Raw genomic sequence first — 17,738 nt, 5'->3', positions numbered from 1 at the left:
GTCGACGGCGACCGCATCCCAGACCCTGGGGCGCGAGGGCCAGCCGCCCTGACCGGCGCTGCCGACCGCGCCGACCTTTACCGGGGAGCCGCTGCCGTCCGTGACAGGCAGCGTGGCGGCTCCCGGCCACTGGAGCGTGACCGTCTTCGTCTCGTCCGGCGGGGTCACCAGCAGCCGCGTGATGCGGACGCCGGAGCCGCCCGACTTGTTGATCGGGTAGTCGATGCCGAAGTACGTCGACTGCCCGTCCTTGAGGATGGTCGAGTTGGACTGCTGCCCCGTGGACTGCGGATGCGGTGCCACCCACCTTGTGGTGATCTCGCTGGAGGGCGCCGAAGTCGTCGCTTCGGGAGGCAGCTACCTGCGTGCCAGATTCGAGCTGGTCAACTGGGCGGCCACGACCGTGTTCGACGGTGTCGGCGCCTTCCGCTTCCACCTGGTGCCGGACGCCGACCGTTCACTGCTGGATGGCTTCCTCGAACTACCGGCCCCCGCACCTTCGGCGCCTGAGCCGTCATGCCCCGTGGGCCCGGCGCAGCCTGCGTCGGCAGATCTGGCGATCGCTGGCCCGCCGTCGGCCTCCACCCTGCGGCCGGTTAGTCGATACAGAACTCGTTGCCCTCGATGTCCTGCATCGGAATGCACGAATCATTGCCGTCATACAGCGTTTGCACGTGTACCGCGCCGAGCGGGACCAGCCGTGCGCACTCGGCCTCAAGTGCGGCGAGGCGCTCGTCACCCACGAGACCGGTGCCGACCCGCACATCAAGATGCACCCGATTCTTGGCAGCCTTCCCTTCGGGGACACGCTGGAAGTAGAGTCGCGGGCCCACACCTGAGGGATCACTGCAGGCGAACCATGAATCCCGCTGCTCAGGCGGCTGCGAGCGCTTGAAGTCATCCCAAGTGGCAAACCCCTCCGGGGGCGACGGTACGACGTACCCCAACACCTCACACCAGAAGCGAGCGAGGCGCTCAGGTTCTGCGCAGTCAAAGGTGACTTGGAACTTCTTGATCGCTGACATCGGCGCACCATATCAAGAGGACTCTGCGGCTCATTTCCCAGGTGAGTCCCCGTGCCGGCGAACAGTTGCGGGGCAATCCTCAGGTCGCCGATCAGCATGAAGCAACCGCTCGCCCGCGCCGGGGACAGCAGGGCTGAGGGCAGTCCGGGGACTCCGCCGCCTGCATCTCCTCACCTGGCTGTATCGAGGATCACAACGACGTATGGGCGGCTGGCGGAATCCCGAGACGAGCGGATCGGTTGCCATGGGGGGAGCTCGATGCATATGCACATACCGACCGTTATGCACCTTCTTCTCATTGTTCTTACCGTTCCTCCTCCCACAAGGAGCCCTCGTGTCCCCCACCGCCCCTGCCGACCGCGCGGCCCGGATCCTGTCCCGGCCGGTCTCGCTCAACGGCCTGACCGTCCGGAACCGGATCGCGATGGCACCCATGACCAGGATGTTCTCCCCCGGCGGTGTTCCCGGTGAGGACGTGGCCTCGTACTACGCCCGTCGCGCCGCCGCGGGTGTCGGCCTCATCATCACTGAGGGCACGTATGTCGGTCATGAGTCGGCCGGGCAGAGCGACCGCGTTCCGCGCTTCCACGGTGAGGCGGAACTGGCGGGCTGGGCCAAGGTCGCCGACGCCGTGCACGCTGCGGGCGGCGCGATCGTGCCGCAGTTGTGGCACATCGGCATGGTGCGCAACGCGGGGGATCCTCCCTACGCGGACGCCCCGGTGGTGGGCCCCTCCGGGATCGGCACGGAGGGCGCCGAGGTCACCGGCAAGGCGATGACGCAGCAGGACCTGGACGACGTCGTCGAGGCGTTCGCGACGGCGGCTGCCGACGCCGAGCGTCTCGGTTTCGACGGGGTCGAGCTGCACGGCGCGCACGGTTATCTGATCGACCAGTTCCTGTGGGCAGGCACCAACCGCCGCACCGACGCGTACGGCGGCGACCCGGTGGCCCGTACGAAGTTCGCGGCGGAGATCGCGGCCGCGGTCCGCGCCGCCGTCTCCCCCTCCTTCCCCATCCTCTTCCGTTACTCGCAGTGGAAGCAGCAGGACTACCGCGCGCGCCTCGCCGCGACCCCGCAGGAGCTGGAGGCGATTCTGACCCCGCTGGCGGAAGCCGGGGTGGACGCCTTCCACGCCTCCACACGGCGCTACTGGGTTCCGGAGTTCGACGGCGCCGACCTGAACCTGGCCGGCTGGACGAAGAAGCTCACCGGCAAGCCCACCATCTCCGTCGGGTCGGTCGGCCTGGACGGCGACTTCCACAAGGCTTTCCAGGGCGAGGGCGCCGCCGTCAAGGGCATCGACGACCTCCTCGACCGTATGGAGTCCGAGGAGTTCGACATGGTCGCCATCGGCCGCGCGCTCCTCAACGACCCGCAATGGGCCACGAAGGTGCTGGACGGTCGGTTCGGAGAGCTGGCGGCCTACGACCCGGCGTCGATGAAGTCCCTCACCTGACGTCGGTCAGGTGAAGCCGCACAGCTGAGCCGACGTCCCGCTCGCTCACGACAACGTCTCCTGACCGGCATGAGCCGGCCCCGTTCATCGCCCCCGTGGCCTTGGACGGGGCCGCGCCGCAGTATGCGCTCACGCCTGACCGGTCAGGTCCGCGTGTGTGCGGAAGCTGTAGTAGCCGACCAGCGAGAACTGATTGCGGCCGGCCGGCGACGGCAGCGCGAACCCGCGGTCCAACAGCCGGTCGACGATCGGGCCGCAGCCATTCACACCAGGTACCGCGAACGTGCTGTCGTACATCTCCCCCTTGATGATCGGCGGTTGCTGGGACACCCACTGCGTGGGCCCGTAAGCGGTGGAGTTGATGGTCAGCGGTGCACGGTCGGAGCCGATGGCGCAGGTCCGCCGTGAGCCCGGGTACTGGAGGCGGAGCGTGATATCGATGGAGCCACGGATGGTGCCGTTTCCGATGAAGTCGGCGTGACCGGCGTACTCGGGCTGGATCCTCAGGCCGGGGATGCCGGGAACGGCGACCGACCGGGCGTGCATCGCGCCGAAGACCTGGCCGGTGGTGCCGTCGGGCAGCGGGCCCTCCGAGTGGGTGACGGTCAACGGCACGTCGACGGCGGGGATCCTGCCGGTTGCCAGGCGGATGTTGGCGACCATCACCTCGCAGCGCCAGGCGGCGGGATCGGCGCCCGACGGGAGCTGGGGACAGTCGCGGTAGTCGAAAGATGTGGGTATACCGGGGTCGGACGGTTTGGGCGGCAGTGCGGCGGCGTTCGACGCGGTGGCCGTGGCCAGTGTCAGTACGCCGGCGGCCACAGTGGCGGCAAGAGCGATGGTGAGACTCTTCGTTCGGGTCATGAGGCACAGCTTGGCTTCGGGCGCCGTCACACGACGTCCGGGGCGCCCCCCGCACAACCCTGACCGCACCCTGACACACGGTCAGGGGTGACGATTTCAGCGCCGTGTGCACGGGGCCGCCGGACCCAGCTCGATCCAGGCACCAACCCGCAGACAATGGGAGGCGTGAAGGCCACTGCGAGGGTACGAGCGCGGACGACCCACCGATGGGGCGAACGCCCGGTCCGCCGCCCAGGAACGCACGCCTGTCTGCGCGGCCTCTCAGTTCGTCGGGGTCGGCTCGTGCTGGTCGCCGCGGCGGTGGAACATCACGCGGTACTCCCTCGGCCGCCGGCCCGTGTGCCGGGCGAAGATGTCGCCGAACGCACCGGGATCGCGGTACCCGACGTCGGCGGCGATGCTCGCGACTGCCCTGTCGGTCGTCTCCAGCAGCTGTCTGGCTCGACGCACCCGGACCGTGTGCAGGTACGCGAGTGGAGTCTGGCCGGTTTCGTCGCCGAAGCGACGGAGCATGGTTCTCGTGCTGACGTGGAACTCCCGGGCGAGGACGGGCAGGTCGTAGCGGGTACTCAGGTTCTGGTCGAGCCACCGCTTGACGCTGAGCGAGAACTCCCTGCCCACCGTGGGTATGAGCCCTGGATCGACGTAGGGGGCCTGCGTGGAACGTGCATCGTCGACCAGGGCGATCCGCGCGGTGCTGCGGGCGATGCGGGGACCGTCGTGCTCGCGGATGAAGTGCAGCGCGAAGTCGTACATGGCGCTGAAAGCGGCTGTGGTCGTCACGCCCCGGTCCGTCACGACCAGACGCTCCGGGCGCAGGCGCACGTCGGCGTATCTGCGGGCGAACCGGTCCGCGAACAACCAGGACGTGGTCGCTTCGCGCCCGCCGAGCAGGCCGGCTTCAGCGACCAGGAAGGCACCCACGCAGATCGATACGACAGCGGTCCCCGAGGCCGCCTGTGATCGGATCGCAGCTACTTCCGGTCCCAGGCCGGCGAGTGTGGCGTCGAGATCGAGGGTGGGCGACAGCTCGAAACCCGGCACGATCAGGACGTCGACGGGGCGAACCGCCGAGACGTCGATGGCCGAGCCGCCGGACGCGATCACCCGTCGCCGGGGCGAGACGACCGACGTCTCATAGGCCGGCTCGAGCGATCCTTGCGCCGCGGCGACATGGGTGGCCATCGTCAGGAGGTCCGGGACTCCGAAGACTTCCGACGCGAAGCACCCGGGGTAGGCCAGCACCCCGACTCGCAGCGGACTCATGCAGTGCCTCCGACCATGTGACGGGTGGCGATATTACCGGGATACATGGCGATGCCGCCACTACTCCGGACGGCGGTCACGCCTCACCATCTGGGTCATGACCATCATGCGAGGACAGAGCGACCCCTTGGACGACTTCGCACGCAGGGCCGTCAGCGTCGATGGCGTCGATGGCGTCGACAAGACCGTGTACGTCGCCGGGTCAGGACCGGCCGTCATCCTCATGCCCGAGATGCCGGGTATCAGCCCCGACGTCGCACGGTTCGCGCGCTGGGTGCGCGATGCCGGATTCTCCGTGTACATGCCCTCACTCTTCGGCGTCGACGGCGCTTATCCACTCGCGGAGGCACGCGAGACCGTCGTCCGACGCGCGTGCGTCAGCGCCGAGTTCCGAGCCTTCGCCGGTGGCGGCACCAGCCCCGTCGTCACCTGGCTGCGCGGCCTCGCCCGCCTGGCGCACGCCGAGTGCGGCGGACCCGGCGTCGGCGCCGTCGGTCTCTGCTTCACCGGCAACTTCGCCTTGACCATGGCACTCGAACCCGCGGTCATCGCACCCGTGGTCAACCATCCGTCGCTTCCGCTCGACGACCCCGGCGCTCTGGAGATCAGCGACGAGGACGCGGCCGCCGTGGCTGAACGCATAACGAGAGACGGACTGAAGGTTCTCGCCTACCGCTTCGACAACGACACGTGGTGCACCGGCCGGCGGTTCGCGGCCTACCAGGCGCTGCTCGGCGACGCATTCGACGGCCGCGTACTCCAGGCGGAGACGGCGAACACCGACCCTCCGCCCTTCTTCCGTGACGTCGTCGGATGCGCCCACAGCGTCGTCACAGCACACCTTGTCGACCAGGACGGTCACCCCACCATGCAGGCCAGGAACGAGATCATCGAGTTCCTCGTCGAGCGACTCGGCACCTGAAGGTTGCGCTTACCGCTGTCCGTGCTTCGACACCGAAGTCGCCGCGCGATCCTCCCACTTCCCGAGGCAGGGTGCGCCGCACCTAGGAACCGCGCTCCCAGGATTGCCTCAGCCCTGGTTGTCACAGCTCACGACGGCGACAGTCGAGGCCATGACCTCCTCATACGCACCGGATTCGGGCCCACATCCCTACCTCGGGATGTGGGTGACCGCCGACGGTCACATCCGCCAGGAGTTGCTGCCCAACGGCCGCTACGACGAGGCTCGTGGCACCCGCACCAGCGCCTACACGGGCAGCTACCAGGTCACGGGCGCACGCATCGAGTACGCCGACGACTCAGGTTTCACCGCCTCCGGTGACTTCCGTGGCGACGTCCTGCACCACGCCGGCTATGTGTTCCACCGCGAAGGCGGGAAGCCGACTCCGTGATCACCACCCGGTCCACCCGGACGACCACCCCACGAGGGCGACTGCTGTCCCCCCGCCCCACCGCACGACAGGCAAGGACCAACCCATGAACCTCCGACGCGATGCGAGCGCACTGATCGACGCGTTGAACAACCAGTCCGGAGACCCCGACCGCCGGGTTCTGATCACCGGAGCCACCGTCGTCACCATGGATCCCGCCCACGGTGTCCTGACGTGTGCGGACGTCCTGATCGAAGGGGACATCATCCGTGCGGTGGCAACCGATCTGATCTCCCAGGGGGCGGCAGAGAACGCCGTGGTCATCGACGCGAAGGGCTTCATCCTCTCCCCCGGTTTCGTCGACACGCACCGGCACGCCTGGGAGGCGCAGTTGCGCCGGCTCATGCCGGACGTGAACGACCTCGGTGACTACGTGATGACCACCCTCGCCGGACTGGCCCCGGTCTACCGTCCCCAGGACATGTAGGTCGGCACCCGGCTCGCCGCCCTCACCGCGATCGACAACGGCATCACCTGCATGCTCGACTTCTCGCACAACTCACGCACCCCCGCCCACTCCGACCAGGCCGTCCAGGCCCTGATCGACACGGGCATCCGAGGTGTGCACGCCTCCATGGGCCCGCACTTCGCCGACTGGGACCGGCAGTGGCCCGGCGATCTCACCCGCCTGCACGACCGGTACTTCACCGGCGATCACCCGCTGCTCACCCTGCGCCTGGCGGCGCTGGCGACGGATGAGATCGCCGGACCCGACCTCGCCTACGGGCCGCAGCTCGCCCGCTCCGCAGCGGAGTTGGGCATCGGGGTCAGTATCGATGCGGTCCTCGGTGCCACCTCCTCCGCGGCCGTTCTCCGCTGGGCGAAGGAGGGCCTGCTGACGCCGCAGGTGACGCTCATCCACTGCACCGGTCTGACGCCGCAGGCCTGGCAGGCCAGGACACCGGAAGCACCGTGTCCCTGGCGCCCACCTCCGATGCCCAGATCGGCCTGGACTCCGCGATCCCCGCCATCGACGAGGCACTGGCGTCCGGCATCCGGCCGGGCCTCGGTATCGACGTCGAGGTCGCCCTGGCCAGCGACATGTTCACCCAGATGCGGGCTCTGCACACCATCCAGCGAATGCGGGCGGTCAACGCCGCCCACGGAACCACGGACCAGCCGCACCGGATCAGCACCCACGACGTTCTCGACTTCGCGACCCTCCAGGGCGCCAGGACCAACGGTCTCGGGGAGACGACCGGTTCCCTCACTCCCGGCAAGCAAGCCGACCTTCTGCTCATCGACGCCGAGGATCTCAACACCATGCCCCTCAACGATGCGGTCGGCACCGTCGTCCTGGGCTCGGACCCCCGCAACATCGCCGCCGTGTTCATCGCCGGACAGGTCCGCAAGTGGAACGGCCAGGTCCTGGGTGTCGACCTGCCGGCCCTGCGCCACGCGGTCACCGAGTCACGCGACCACGTCCTCAGCGCTGCGGCGGCCCAGGCCCAGAACCAGGGAGCGTCACCGAAGTAGCTCCTCCAACCACCGCCGGGAGGTGCCCCCGATCCGCCGCGGGACTCGGATTCTTTCTCCTGATCGGACTCATGTACCCGTGGGGGCAGGTGTTTCCCCGCTGGACCCTCGTTCTGTCCAGGCGCCGTGTACCGCGTCTGCTGCCCTTGATCCCGGCCTGGCTGACCGCGTTCGGCCTGTCGGTGTACGGGGTCTTCCTGGTGATCTACGCTCCGCTCGCCGCCCTCGGAGTATTGCCGGCCCCCGAACTCGACGCCGATCTCGGCGCCACCCTCTGCGGGACTCTCTGGCTGGCCGCCTTCGGTGGAATGGCCTCCGGCGGCCTGGGCTTCGCCCTCCTCGCGGCCGCACGCTCCTACTGCGCCCGGACCCGCCCCGCCTGCGCCACCGCGGCGACCCCGGAGGCCGGGAGGTTCGGATGAGTGGCCGTATTCCCCGCCGTCGGGCACGGAGCATTGGAGTGGCCGCCGGGCCGGTCGATGGCGTGGCTCCCGCACTCCCCCGGCACTGCTTCCTAGGGTCGGCGGTTGACGGACCGAGCGGGCGTCCGGCGGTCCTGTCGGCCGTGGGTGACCGCCCGTCACAGCAGCGGCGCCGTTCCATGCAATCGCGCGGTGCCGACCCTTTCCGCAGGCCAGTACGGCGACGGGCCGACCGTCCAGAACAGATGGGTGAGTCGTGAAACTCAGGACAGCGGGAGCACGAACGCGCGAACCTTCGGCAGCTGCCGGCCGCACGAACAGGGGGTGGACCCGGCGGCTGGCGGCTGTGTCAGGGCTGCTGTTGCTCTGTGCGCTGCCGATCGGATCGGCGGACGCGACGCAGGCCGGTGACGCGGGCCGGCCCGCCGGCCTGCCGCTGTACGTGTCCGACTACGGCAACAACCGGGTGGTGACACTGCCCGCAGGCGGAGGTGGTCAGACGACGGTTCCCTTCGACGGCCTGGTGCGTCCGACCGGTATGGCGTGGGACGCCGCCAGAAATCTCTATGTCTCCGACACCGGCAACAACCGGGTGGTGAAGCTGGCCCCGAACGGCGGGGAGCAGTCCGTAGTGGCCACCGTCGACCTGTCGCGCCCGCTGGGGCTGGCCGTCGACGCCGCCGGCAACCTCTACATCGCCGACAGTTTCAACGACCGGGTCGTCAAGGTGTCCGCCGACGGCAGCGGTCAGACGACCGTCCCCACCACGGGGTTGCTGCATCCCTGGGGGCTGGCGCTGAAGGCCGATGGGGAGCTGTACATCTCCGACTTCGTCAACGACCGGGTCGTCAAGGTCTCCGCGGACGGGAGCAGTCAGACCACCGTGCCCACCGTCGGCCTGTCCCAGCCCACCGGGCTGGCCCTGAACGCCAAGGGTGACCTCTACATCTCCGACAGCGGCAACAACCGCGTGGTGAAAGTGGCCGCGGACAGTGGTGAGCAGAGCACGGTGCCCATCGCCGGTCTGAGCGATCCGCTGGGACTCGCGCTCGACACCCACGGCGGCCTCTATGTGGCCGACGCCTTCAACAACCGGGTGGTGCGAGTCCGGGAGACGGGCGGCGGGCAGGTCACGCTTGCCTCCACCGGCCTCAACACGCCGACCGGCCTCGCGTTCCCGCCGATGAGCACACGGCCTGGGTGGAACTGAGCTCCCTCCGGGCAGCCGGGCGGCCGGGAGCACAGGTGTCCCGGCCGCCGCGGTGCATTGACCTGGCGTCTCAAGATGAAACCCGCGTTGCGGTGCCCCCGTGATGGCAGCGACCGTACCTGCCCTCAACTGTGCGGATCCCCTGCCTGATCGTAGTGGAGGTCGGCTGCTGCCGGCTGTCGTGGAGACTCACATGATCTTGGATCACCGTGTCCCCCTTCGGTTGGCATACCGATCCGAAGAAGCGCCTTAGTCTTGCCCGATGGCACGATACTTCGACGTACATCCCGAGAATCCCCAGCCGCGCAGCATCAGCGCTGTGGCCGACAGCATTCGGTCGGGCGCGCTGGTCGCGTACCCCACGGACTCCTGCTACGCGCTGGGCTGCAAGCTGGGCAACCGCGAGGGCATCGACCGCATCCGGTCCATCCGGAACCTCGATGACCGGCACCACTTCACTCTGATCTGCCAGAATTTCGCCCAACTGGGGCAGTTCGTACAGATCGACAACGACGTGTTCCGCGCGGTCAAGGCGGCGACACCGGGCAGCTACACCTTCATCCTGCCGGCGACGAAGGAAGTGCCGCGCCAGCTGCAGCACCCCAAGAAGCGGACCGTCGGCGTGCGCATCCCGGATCATGTCGTGACGCAGGCGCTGCTGGCCGAACTCGGAGAGCCACTCGTCTCCAGCACCCTGCTGCTGCCCGGCGAGGCGGAGCCGATGACGCAAGGCTGGGAGATCAAGGAACTGCTCGACCACGTGGTGGACGCCGTGGTCGACTCGGGCGACTGCGGCACCGAGCCCACCACCGTCATCGACTTCTCGAGCGGCGAGACCGAGATCCTCCGCCGCGGGGCGGGCGACCCCACACGGTTCGAGTAACCGCGCGTCCTGCCACGTGCCGTCAGTCCTGTTGGCGCCACACGTGCAGACCCCACCGGAACGTGTGCAGGTCGCCGGGTGCGAGTGCCACCAGACCGTCTCGGCTCCGGAAGGCGTTCGGCGGGCAGGACATCGGCTCGACCGCGATACCCCGGCGTCGCCGCTCCGGCAGGGTGTCTCCGGTATACACCTGCACGAACCCGGTGCCCTCCCCGAGCCACAGGTCGGTGCCGTGCGAACCCGAGGGGTGTGCGAGGCGCACGACGGCCCGGCCGGAGGAGTCCCGTTCCAGTTCGGCGAAGGCCGTGTCCAGGCGCTGCCCGCCGACGGCCTTGGCCGTGCGGAAGTCGAAGGGTGATCCCGTCACATCCTCGGCCGCGACGGGCATACCCGTATCGTCGAGTGGAAGCCATTTCCGGGCCGGGACAAGGAGCACCGCGTCGTCCACCATCTCGGTGCCCACGGTCAGGTAGGGGTGCTGGCCAACGCCGTAGGGTGCCGTGTCCTCACCGAGGTTACGTGCGACCACTGTCACCATCAGTCCGTCCGCCCCGAGCACGTACCCCACGCGGACGTCGAGGTGGAACGGGTAGCCGGGCTGCGGCCACAGGGTGGCGCCCAGAAGTACCCGGTGCTCCTCACGTTCCACCACCTGCCAGGACATCCAGCGCAGCAGCCCGTGAATGGCGTTGCCGCTCTCCGGCTCGGTCAAAGGCAGTTGGAGGTCCTGGTCGTTCCAGCGGTACCGGCCCTGGCCGATCCGGTTCGGCCAGGGCACGAGGAGTTGACCGCGGCCTCCCGTGATCCGCTCGTCGGCCGAGAAGCCGTCGAGCACCGGGCGACCCTCGACCGTGTAGTCGCGCAACGCACCGCCCAGTTCCACAATGACGGCGGTCTGCTCACCATGGCGCAGCAGAATCTGCTGCCCGGTAGGGCTCTCGGACACGTACGGCCTCCAGGTCGAAGTTGGTATCGGGCGAGGGCTACGGGTGACCGCCGGAAACGTCCGCGGGAAGGTCGGCGGGAACGTCGGCTGGAACCGGGGTGAGTCGGAGCGAGATGACGTAGGACACCACGACCGCGACGATCACCAGCGGCATCACGGTGAGACCCTCCGCTCCCAGCAGCAGCGTGGCCAGCAGCACCGAGGTCATCGGCAGTTTCAGCATCGCCACACACATCGCGCCGATGCCCATCGCGAAGCCGGACGTCACGTCCAGTCCGGGCAGATGGGCGAGGGCGAGCCCGCCCGCCGCTCCCACGAACATCGCGGGAAAGATTGGGGCCTCCCCGGAAGCTGCTCAGGGACACGCTGTACGCGAGCGCCTTGCAGACCACGAGTACCACGAGGGTGCCCACCGAGTACCCGGCATACCCTTCGAGCAGGGGGTCGAGCGCGCTCTGCCCGGAGTACAGCACCCCGGACGCCTCCTTGCCCGTCCCTTCGGCGTAGACCAGCGCGATCACGCCGACCACCGTGCCGGCCAACACGGTGGCCACCACCCGCCTCCGCTCGACCCGTGCTTGCAGGAAGAGGGCGAGCCGGCGGATCCCCGTGCCGACGAGGGCCGCTGCCACCCCGACCACGATGGCCCAGCCGAACGCGGCGATGTCGGGCCGGTCGGTGTGCGGCACCTGCTGCAGGCCCAGAGAGTAGGTGCCCAGGCCGGTCCACGAGCCCAGGCCGGTGAAGATGAGCGAGCCGACTCCGGCCGCGAGCAGCCCCGGAACCAGGACCATCCCGAGCATTGCCCCGCCGAGTCCGGACGCTTCCATCAGGAGGAACGCTCCGAGCAGCGGGGACCCCAGCAGCGCGCTGATGGCGGCGAAGCTCCCGGCGACCCCCACCACGGCGGTCGCGTCCGGCGGAAAGCCTTCTTGACCAGGCGTACGGCGCCGACGGCCAGCCCGCTGCCGAGCGCGATCAGCGGCGCCTCGGGGCCGAGGACGGCGCCCAGGACGAGCGAGGCGACGCTTGCGAGCGCGATGCCGGGCAGATCGATCGCTGGTGTCGGACCCGTGGCCGCGAGCCCCTCGGCCGGTTTGTGGCCGCCCCCGCCCGGCAGGTACCGGATGGTCAGGCCGACCAGGAGTCCCGCCAGGGCGAGGAGCGGCACCGGCCACCAGGACGGCGTTCCGTGGAAGCCCAGTGCCGTGGGCAGATCCTTGTAGGTCAGCGACTGGAGTTCGGAGACGAGGGCGAGATAGCCGAACGCCGCCGCCGAGACCGGGACACCGAGCACCGCGGCCACCACCAGCAGGACCGGATACCCGCGGGCGCGGACCAGGGCGAATGGGTCCTTGGGGATCGCCCCCGGCTGTCCGACACCGTCGGCCGACATGATCACCGTCTCTCAGCACTGGCGGGCGGGCACGCGAGGTCTTCCCTGCCGTGATATCACGCGACGACGATGCTCCCGGGTGTGCCGGTGCCTACCGGACGACGACGGCCGGGTTGCCATTCCGATGGCCCAGCGTCCTGACCGGAACGCTCCGGACGGGGCGCCGTCCGTATCCCCCTCCCGGCCCGCTCAGGAGGAGTCGGGTTCGGTCTGCGCGGCGGTGACCCGGCCGTCCTTGACCGCCTTCACCAGCGCCTGGTGGTCTCGCTCGTTCTGGTCGGCGTAGCTCTCGGCGAAGGTCGTCAGTGCACGGTCGAAGACGTCGCCGCGCCCCAGGTATCCGGCGATCGCGATCCGGTCACCGGACCTCGCGTGGGCGCGGGCCAGGGTGGTGCCACAGACCTCGCCGAACGCCCTCATGCCCCTCGGCACCATCAGTTCCGGCTGGGCGATGCCCTTCCAGTCACGCAGCTGACGGATGTAGAAGTCGCGGCGCCGCCCGTCGATCCCGTCCACCCGCTGCCAGCCGAGGAAGATGTCGCTCGCGGCCTGCATCAACCGCTGCCCCGCAACCACCCGCTCGCCCTGGTTCTCGTATTCGCTCGCGCCCACATAGGGGGCGAGCGCCGAGGTGTCGGCCTCTTTGGCCTGGAGGAAGAGCGGGTCGTCGCCGTCCCTGCCGCTCAGCAGGAAGATCCAGCATCGGGTGCCGACGCTGCCGACGCCGACCACCTTGCGGGCCACGTCCACCAGGCGGAAGCCTGCGAGCAGGGAGCGCCGGTCCGACGCGAGGCTACGGCCGTAGCTCTCGATCAGCCGGCGGAACTCCTCCTCCAGGGCGCTGCGTTCGATGTCGGGGAGCAGATCGTCGAGCGACACGAGCAGCGGCGGGTCCGCGACGATCCGGGTCTGCCCGTCCACCACCTCGGTGAGTTTGTCGAACGCCTGCAGACTGTCCCGGGTCCTGGCCTTCGCCAGCGCTCGCGCCACGCCCTTGCGGCCGCGCTTGGCCAGCTGTTCGGCCGCCACTTCCTGGAGACGATCCGCGTCGATCTTCGTGTACCACACGGCGAGATGGCCCATGCCCGCGAACCGGGTCATCGACTCCCGGTAGGACCGTACGGTCGCCCGCACGATGTCGGCCCGCTCCGCGTCCGCGAAGCTGTTGGCCCGGCCCGCGATGACGAGGCTGGCAGCCAGTCGCTTGACATCCCATTCCCAGGGACCGGGCAGCGTCTCGTCGAAGTCGTTGATGTCGAAGAGCAGGCGGCGTTCCGGCGAGGCGAGCAGGCGGAAGTTCAGCAGATGGGCGTCTCCGCACAGTTGGGTCCTGATTCCCGAGTCCGGGGTGGTGGCGAGGTCGGCGGCCATGATCGCGGCGGCGCCGCGGTAGAAGCGGAATGGCGACTCGATCATCCGCCCGTAGCGGATCGGCACGAGTTCGGGCACCCGTGTGGCCGACTGGCTCTCGAGGATGCCCAGCGGATCGGGCCGGCTCGCCTGCGGCGAGAACTCGGCATGACTCGAACGGGGCACGTCACGACGGGCCGCCCTGCCGCGAGCCGCTCGTTCCGCAGGCGTCGCCTCAGGTAGGGGGCGGATCATCGCGGCGGGGCGCTTGGTCATCGAATACCTCCTGTATGCACTCACATCGGATCATCGCGGACATGACCGCTTCCGGCATCATCTGAGCGCTACCGCTGCTCCGCGCGGGCGTGCCGGGCGCCGACCTTCCGCCAGATCGCCCGCTGGCAGCGGAGCGTGGCGGTGCCCACCACGATCAGCACCACGATGTTGACCAGTAGTTGGACGAGCGATCCCCAGGCGTTGCTCCAGCTGGTGAACGCCACCGAAACGCTGATGTCCGCGGCGGCCGGGATCGTCGTGACCGAGATGAACACGCCGAGCAGGGCACTCGTCCTCGCCTCGGTCAGCGAGACGATGCCGACGATCCCGGCAAGGGCCGCCACGGCGAACGAGAAGAAGTTGGGCGTGTTGATCAGGTTGGAGACGGGCCGCAGCCCCGCGGTGAAGGCCTGCGACTGCAGGTCGAAGGCACGGATGAGGAGGCTGAAGAGGAAGGTGATGAGGACAGTCAGCAGGAAGCCCACGAACAGGGCGAGCAGGCCCTTCCGGACCCTCCCCCGGTCGCCCCGGTCGATGCCCAGCGCGATACTCACGATGGCGCCGTACTCGGGACCCACGACCATGGCCGCGACGATCAGGATCTGGGAGTTGGTGACGATCCCGACCGAACCGATGAGTCCCGCGATGACCAGATAGAGATAAAAGCTCGGCGCATACCTCCCCTCGGCCCAGATCCGTGCCTCGACCTGCTCCCAGACCGGCGAGCGGGTCAGTGGCCCGAGCTTTTGCGCTCCGGCGTCGGTCGCCCGTCCCGAGAAGGCGATGTCCACCGGTTCGATGACGATCGAGCCCCGGCGGTCCACCTGCAGCGCACGCAGACCGTGCAGAACCTCGTTCGCCCCTCCCGTGAGCACGTCACAGGCGATCGCGTCACCGTCCGGGTTTCGCGCGGCGCCGGTCTGCACGATCAGGTTGAGGACGCAAGGGTCGCCGGCGAGCAGGTCGACCACCTCGCTCGTGAGGTCCGGCGGGCTCACCGCGCGCACATGGATCATGTCCATCCTGAACCTCCACGCGCTCCGGCAGCCGTCCGTGTCCGCTCGGCCGGGAGCCGGGCCGCCGAAAATCATGGGTCGGACGGTCCTTCCAGTAACACCGCAAGCACGGCGTTCCGCAATCCGTAGCACGTGGCGCCAGGAGCGCGTCGGAGCACGTCAGAGCAGGTCGGAAGCGGTGGTGGAATCCCCAGAGGCGCGCCTGCGGCGCCTGTCGGACAGTGGATCAGGTAGTGATATGTCGGAGATTGGATTCTCATGGACCGCTACCCCCCCCATAGCCGAGCACGGACTGGTGGGCGATCTGCAGACCGCCGCTCTGGTTTCCTCGCAGGGCGTCGTCGACTGGTTCGCCGCCCCACGCTTCGACTCCCCCAGCGTCTTCGCCGCGCTGCTCGACCACGACCGCGGCGGATACTTCCGGGTGACGGCCAGCAACCCGGATGCATCGTGCAAGCAGTTGTACTACCCCGAGACCGCCATCCTGGTGACCCGTTTCATGTCCCCCGACGGCGTCGGTGAGGTGATCGACTGGATGCCGCCCAACCGCAGCCGCACCCCGAGCGACCGCCACACGCTGATACGGGCCGTACGCACGGTTCGGGGGACGGTCCGGTTCGACATGGAGTGCCGGCCACGGTTCGACTACGCCCGGGCCGCCCACCAACTGGACCTGGTTCCCGACGGCGCCACCTTCCGGGCACCGGGCGTCACCGCATACCTCCAGAGCACCGTCCCGCTCGAGCGGGACGGCGAGGACGTGCGCGGCTCGATCACCCTGAACGTCGGCCAGCAGGCGGTGGCCGTGTTCACCGTCTGTGACGGCGACGGCGACGGGCAGCTCCCGCCGCCGCCCACCGTCGACGGGATCACCCAACAGCTGTGGGATGCCGCCGACTTCTGGCAGAGGTGGGTGCGGGGCTCCAACTACCGGGGACGCTGGCCCGACATGGTCAACCGCTCCGCCATCACCCTCAAGCTGCTCACCTACGCCCCCACCGGCGCACCCGTCGCCGCAGCCACCATGGGCCTGCCCGAACAGGTCGGCGGCGAACGGAACTGGGACTACCGCTACACCTGGGTCCGTGATGGCTCACTCTCCATCCGGGCCTGAACTGGCTGGCCGACTCCTGGGACCGGCCCGACGAGGGCATCTGGGAGACCCGCGGCGGGCGCCAGGACTTCACGTACAGCCGGGTGATGTGCTGGGCCGCCTTCGACCGCGGCCTGCGCCTGGCGGCCGAGTTCAGCCGGCCTGCCGACACCGACCGCTGGACCAACGCCCGCGACGCCATCCTCGAGCAGGTCATGGCCCGCGGCTGGAGCGAGAAGGAACAGGCCTACGTGCAGCACTACGGCGGGGACGATGTCCTGGACGCCTCGCTGCTGCTGATGCCCCGGGTCGGATTCATCGCCCCCCGGGACCCGTCCTGGCTCTCCACCCTGGACGCCATGGACCGCACGCTGGTCTCCGACAGCCTGGTCTACCGCTACGACCCGGCCGCCTCCCCCGACGGCCTGCGCGGCTCCGAAGGCACCTTCAGCCTCTGCACCTTCCTCTACGTGGACGCACTTGCCCGGGCGGGACGGCTGCGGCCCGCGCGGTACACGTTCGAGAAGATGCACACCTACGCCAACCACGTCGGCCTCTTCGCCGAGGAGGTGGGACCGAGCGGCGAACAACTGGGCAACTTCCCGCAGGCGTTCACCCATCTGTCGCTCATCACGGCGGCCTGCACCCTGGACGAGGCACTCGACAAGCAGCGCGGCTGAGATGGCACGGGGAGCGATGCGGATGGCCGGAAAGGACACGTCCGAGCGTCAACCACGCCAGAGCCTCGATGAGTTCGGGGCCCTGTACGAACAGCTGCGCAGGCGGGCCGCCGGCGCGGGCGGCGGGCGGGGTGCCCTGGCCACCCTGACACCGGACACGGTGCGCGCGGCCGCGGCGGAGGTCCGCTCGGGCCGCACCGTCACGCTCGCCTCTCCTGTGGAGACGGAGCCCACGCCGGACAACCCGCGCCCGGCCGGTCACCGGCTGACCAGCCCGCCCGAGGCGGCGGCCGACGGCACCGGACTCCACTTCGCCACCGACCACTTCAGCATGGATGTGCACGGCGACGCCGACAGTCATCTCGACGCCCTGTGCCACGTCGTCTACAACGGCACCCTGCACGGCGGCGTCCCCGCGGCCACCGTCACCGCCGACGGCGCCACGGCCCTCTCGGTCGAACTGGCCAGAAACGGAATCGTCGGCCGGGGCGTGCTGCTCGACATCCCGCGGCTGCGCGAGGTCCCCTGGCTCGAACCGGGCGACCATGTCAGCGCCGACGACCTCGTCGCCGCCGAGCGCTCCCAACGGGTACGGGTCGGGGAAGGGGACCTGCTCCTCGTGCGGGTCGGCCACCGCCGGCGGCGCAACGAGGCCGGGCCGTGGGACGCAGCGCACACCCGGGCCGGACTGCATCCGACCGCCATGCAGTTCCTCGCCGAACGCCAGGTGGCGGCCCTGGGCAGCGACAGCAACAACGACACCGCCCCGAGCCCTACGGACGGCGTGGCGTTCCCGGTGCACGTGCTGGGCATCCACGCCCTCGGCCTCCACCTCCTCGACTACCTCCAGTTCGAGGACCTGGTGCCGCTCTGCGAACAGGAGGGCCGATGGTCGTTCCTCTGCGTGGTTGCGCCACTGCGGCTACCGGCGGCCACCGGCTCCCCCGTCAACCCCATCGCCATTCTCTGACCAGCAGACGGTTGG

General features: G+C 69.3%; 16 protein-coding genes and 3 pseudogenes. 10 read left to right on the top strand and 9 right to left on the bottom strand.

Translation table 11 applies throughout. The features are described 5' to 3' along the window. Positions 1–42: 42 nt before the first annotated feature. Both C6N31_RS46935 and C6N31_RS21655 read right to left on the bottom strand, forming a co-directional pair. A pseudogene (locus C6N31_RS46935) lies at positions 43–258 on the bottom strand (DUF4232 domain-containing protein); the annotation flags it as partial. 338 nt (positions 259–596) lie between these two features. After that, positions 597–1,025 (bottom strand): VOC family protein, encoded by a 429-nt coding sequence (locus C6N31_RS21655; RefSeq protein WP_138351753.1) that lies wholly within the window; start codon positions 1,023–1,025, stop codon positions 597–599. Between the two features lie 334 nt (positions 1,026–1,359). Here C6N31_RS21655 and C6N31_RS21650 point away from each other — a divergent pair, with 334 nt between their 5' ends. Then, positions 1,360–2,484 (top strand): NADH:flavin oxidoreductase, encoded by a 1,125-nt coding sequence (locus C6N31_RS21650; protein ID WP_244808940.1) that lies wholly within the window; start codon positions 1,360–1,362, stop codon positions 2,482–2,484. A gap of 129 nt (positions 2,485–2,613) precedes the next feature. On the opposite strand, the gene C6N31_RS21645 is transcribed toward C6N31_RS21650, so the two are convergent. Further along, positions 2,614–3,348, bottom strand: coding sequence for a hypothetical protein (locus C6N31_RS21645; protein WP_138351755.1), 735 nt, complete (start codon positions 3,346–3,348; stop codon positions 2,614–2,616). Positions 3,349–3,609: 261 nt separating this feature from the next. Next, complete coding sequence (locus C6N31_RS21640) at positions 3,610–4,614, bottom strand: GlxA family transcriptional regulator (RefSeq protein WP_138351756.1); 1,005 nt, start codon at positions 4,612–4,614, stop codon at positions 3,610–3,612. 97 nt (positions 4,615–4,711) lie between these two features. Between C6N31_RS21640 and C6N31_RS21635 the strand changes: the two genes are divergently transcribed. The 3 genes from C6N31_RS21635 (at position 4,712) to C6N31_RS45635 (ending at position 6,432) form a co-directional block, all read left to right on the top strand. Next, positions 4,712–5,536 carry a dienelactone hydrolase family protein gene (locus C6N31_RS21635; protein WP_232485481.1) on the top strand — a complete coding sequence of 275 codons (825 nt, stop codon included), beginning with the start codon at positions 4,712–4,714 and terminating at the stop codon, positions 5,534–5,536. 151 nt (positions 5,537–5,687) lie between these two features. Continuing rightward, the gene (locus C6N31_RS21630; protein WP_138351757.1) at positions 5,688–5,966 is read left to right on the top strand and encodes an Atu4866 domain-containing protein; all 279 of its coding nucleotides are present in this window, start codon (positions 5,688–5,690) and stop codon (positions 5,964–5,966) included. An 85-nt stretch (positions 5,967–6,051) separates the two neighbouring features. Continuing rightward, a complete protein-coding gene (locus C6N31_RS45635; protein ID WP_306665001.1) occupies positions 6,052–6,432 on the top strand; it encodes an amidohydrolase family protein in 381 nt (126 codons plus the stop codon). Positions 6,433–6,504: 72 nt separating this feature from the next. Here C6N31_RS45635 and C6N31_RS45630 read toward each other — a convergent pair whose 3' ends face one another. Then, complete coding sequence (locus tag C6N31_RS45630) at positions 6,505–6,867, bottom strand: hypothetical protein (RefSeq protein ID WP_306665000.1); 363 nt, start codon at positions 6,865–6,867, stop codon at positions 6,505–6,507. Between the two features lie 50 nt (positions 6,868–6,917). Between C6N31_RS45630 and C6N31_RS45625 the strand changes: the two genes are divergently transcribed. From C6N31_RS45625 to C6N31_RS21610, 4 genes are all read left to right on the top strand, one after another. Further along, positions 6,918–7,481, top strand: coding sequence for an amidohydrolase family protein (locus C6N31_RS45625; protein ID WP_307811519.1), 564 nt, complete (start codon positions 6,918–6,920; stop codon positions 7,479–7,481). A gap of 71 nt (positions 7,482–7,552) precedes the next feature. After that, entirely contained in the window at positions 7,553–7,903 is a 351-nt protein-coding gene (locus C6N31_RS21620; protein ID WP_187144690.1) for a hypothetical protein, read from the top strand. 346 nt (positions 7,904–8,249) lie between these two features. Next, on the top strand, positions 8,250–9,113 hold the full coding sequence (locus C6N31_RS21615; RefSeq protein ID WP_198358001.1) for a virginiamycin B lyase family protein: 864 nt from the start codon (positions 8,250–8,252) through the stop codon (positions 9,111–9,113). A gap of 262 nt (positions 9,114–9,375) precedes the next feature. Continuing rightward, positions 9,376–9,996, top strand: coding sequence for an L-threonylcarbamoyladenylate synthase (locus C6N31_RS21610; protein WP_138351759.1), 621 nt, complete (start codon positions 9,376–9,378; stop codon positions 9,994–9,996). A 22-nt stretch (positions 9,997–10,018) separates the two neighbouring features. On the opposite strand, the gene C6N31_RS21605 is transcribed toward C6N31_RS21610, so the two are convergent. From C6N31_RS21605 to C6N31_RS21590, 4 genes and pseudogenes are all read right to left on the bottom strand, one after another. Continuing rightward, positions 10,019–10,942 carry an aldose 1-epimerase family protein gene (locus tag C6N31_RS21605; protein ID WP_187144692.1) on the bottom strand — a complete coding sequence of 308 codons (924 nt, stop codon included), beginning with the start codon at positions 10,940–10,942 and terminating at the stop codon, positions 10,019–10,021. 37 nt (positions 10,943–10,979) lie between these two features. Next, positions 10,980–12,338, bottom strand: a pseudogene (locus C6N31_RS21600) (chloride channel protein). A gap of 189 nt (positions 12,339–12,527) precedes the next feature. Beyond that, the gene (locus C6N31_RS21595; protein WP_198358000.1) at positions 12,528–13,964 is read right to left on the bottom strand and encodes a DUF2252 domain-containing protein; all 1,437 of its coding nucleotides are present in this window, start codon (positions 13,962–13,964) and stop codon (positions 12,528–12,530) included. 68 nt (positions 13,965–14,032) lie between these two features. Then, positions 14,033–14,986 (bottom strand): DUF389 domain-containing protein, encoded by a 954-nt coding sequence (locus tag C6N31_RS21590; protein WP_138351762.1) that lies wholly within the window; start codon positions 14,984–14,986, stop codon positions 14,033–14,035. A gap of 252 nt (positions 14,987–15,238) precedes the next feature. Here C6N31_RS21590 and C6N31_RS21585 point away from each other — a divergent pair. After that, positions 15,239–16,753, top strand: a pseudogene (locus C6N31_RS21585) (glycoside hydrolase family 15 protein). Positions 16,754–16,775: 22 nt separating this feature from the next. Then, positions 16,776–17,723 carry a cyclase family protein gene (locus C6N31_RS21580; RefSeq protein WP_138351763.1) on the top strand — a complete coding sequence of 316 codons (948 nt, stop codon included), beginning with the start codon at positions 16,776–16,778 and terminating at the stop codon, positions 17,721–17,723. Positions 17,724–17,738: the final 15 nt, after the last annotated feature.

It is taken from the genome of Streptomyces fildesensis (assembly GCF_016107395.1).
GTDB lineage: Bacteria > Actinomycetota > Actinomycetes > Streptomycetales > Streptomycetaceae > Actinacidiphila > Actinacidiphila fildesensis.
This window is presented reverse-complemented; position numbering and strand designations above follow the sequence as displayed.

Coding starts and splice junctions, on each gene's coding strand:
- C6N31_RS21655 (WP_138351753.1), bottom strand. CDS start 1,025: ATGTCAGCGATCAAGAAGTTCCAAGTCACCTTTGACTGCGCAGAACCT.
- C6N31_RS21590 (WP_138351762.1), bottom strand. CDS start 14,986: ATGGACATGATCCATGTGCGCGCGGTGAGCCCGCCGGACCTCACGAGC.
- C6N31_RS21640 (WP_138351756.1), bottom strand. CDS start 4,614: ATGAGTCCGCTGCGAGTCGGGGTGCTGGCCTACCCCGGGTGCTTCGCG.
- C6N31_RS45635 (WP_306665001.1), top strand. CDS start 6,052: ATGAACCTCCGACGCGATGCGAGCGCACTGATCGACGCGTTGAACAAC.
- C6N31_RS21635 (WP_232485481.1), top strand. CDS start 4,712: ATGACCATCATGCGAGGACAGAGCGACCCCTTGGACGACTTCGCACGC.
- C6N31_RS21630 (WP_138351757.1), top strand. CDS start 5,688: ATGACCTCCTCATACGCACCGGATTCGGGCCCACATCCCTACCTCGGG.
- C6N31_RS21620 (WP_187144690.1), top strand. CDS start 7,553: ATGTACCCGTGGGGGCAGGTGTTTCCCCGCTGGACCCTCGTTCTGTCC.
- C6N31_RS21595 (WP_198358000.1), bottom strand. CDS start 13,964: ATGACCAAGCGCCCCGCCGCGATGATCCGCCCCCTACCTGAGGCGACG.
- C6N31_RS21610 (WP_138351759.1), top strand. CDS start 9,376: ATGGCACGATACTTCGACGTACATCCCGAGAATCCCCAGCCGCGCAGC.
- C6N31_RS21645 (WP_138351755.1), bottom strand. CDS start 3,348: ATGACCCGAACGAAGAGTCTCACCATCGCTCTTGCCGCCACTGTGGCC.
- C6N31_RS21580 (WP_138351763.1), top strand. CDS start 16,776: ATGGCCGGAAAGGACACGTCCGAGCGTCAACCACGCCAGAGCCTCGAT.